1 protein-coding gene and 1 pseudogene are annotated in these 1,248 nt (G+C 55.0%); both read right to left on the bottom strand.

All coding sequences use genetic code 11. The annotated features are described in order from the left end of the window. On the bottom strand, positions 1 to 1,052 hold a 1,052-nt coding region (locus tag NHU87_RS28275), incomplete at its 3' end, for an IS3 family transposase (RefSeq protein ID WP_253555153.1). A gap of 35 nt (positions 1,053 to 1,087) precedes the next feature. After that, positions 1,088 to 1,195: pseudogene (locus NHU87_RS28525) on the bottom strand (hypothetical protein); the annotation flags it as partial. Between the last annotated feature and the right edge of the window lie 53 nt (positions 1,196 to 1,248).

Below are 1,248 nucleotides of genomic sequence, written 5' to 3' on the forward strand. Positions count from 1 at the left end.
GTTTTGTATTTCAGGGATAGGTGCGGACGCTCCTGGTTGTAGATCAAGATTGCCTCCCGCACCATCTGCTCCGCTTGCGCCAAGTCCGTCGGCCGGTGAAGCAAGAGCTCTGTCTTCAAGATGCCGTTGACCCTCTCTGCCAAGGCGTTTTGGTAGCAATCGTAGCCATCGGTCATCGAGCACGTAATGCCATGCTTGGCATGGAGCTTTTGATAAAGCGCTGAGCAGTACTGCACCCCTCGATCCGAGTGATGAACCAGTTTCTGGCGTGTTCGACGCGTCTTCAACGCCATGCGTAAGGCTTGGGCTACCGAGTCGGCATGCAGGCTGCCATGCACGTGATAACCGACAATTTTCCTCGAAAAAGCATCCGTCACCAAACTCAGGTAGGCCGGATCATCACGCTTGGTGGATAGGTAAGTAATGTCCGCGACCCAGACCTGTTCCGGACCGGTAGCGACGACTTGCTGTGGGCCAGGCTTTAGCAGATTGGGATGGCAGCGAAAGTGATGATGGCTGTCGGTCGTCTTGTGATAGGCCCGTTTCCTGCGAACCAACTGCCGGTGCTCTCGTAAAACCTCAAGCAAACGATCTCGGCCGACATGCAGTTCTGGCTTCTCATGTTTCGCGTGCATCATCGAGTGCAGCTTGCGGGCGCCAATGCAGGGTTGGCGCACACGGATTTCCTGCACAAACTGGATGAGCTTCTGATCTTGCTCGACTCGGGCCCGATAGACCCGATCGCGCTTGTAAAAGGCTTGGCGACTGATCCTCATAAACTGGCAAGCCCTGCTGACACTCAGGGTTGGGGTTTGCGCAACGACTTGCCGGGCCGCTTTTTTACGACGGATACGCCGTAGTCGTTCTTCAGAACCTCGACCACGTCTTCGAAGAATTTGGCTTTCTGATTGGCCAGTGCCAGCTGTTCCTCGAGCTCTTTGATTCTCTGCTCGGGAGTCAAAGGCAAGGTGGGCTCGTTCATCGGTCGGCTCCTCTGGGTCCGAATGGAAGCGCCTTGGCTCCAGTCCTGCCGACCATGCTTGCGTAACCACACCAACACCGTCGACCGGCCCTGAATCCCGTAGCGCCGTTGAGCCTCTTTATAACTCAGCTCGCCTTTTTCGACTTGGTCGACAACCGACAATTTAAAAGTCAGCGTGTAATCCCGCTGACTGCGTTTTGCGCCCGTATCCATTGCACCTTCCTGATAAGAAGTCAGAAGGTGTAAACCTTATTCAGGACGAGACA

The organism is Pseudomonas mandelii (genome assembly GCF_024138395.1).
GTDB classification, from domain to species: Bacteria; Pseudomonadota; Gammaproteobacteria; order Pseudomonadales; family Pseudomonadaceae; genus Aquipseudomonas; species Aquipseudomonas mandelii_E.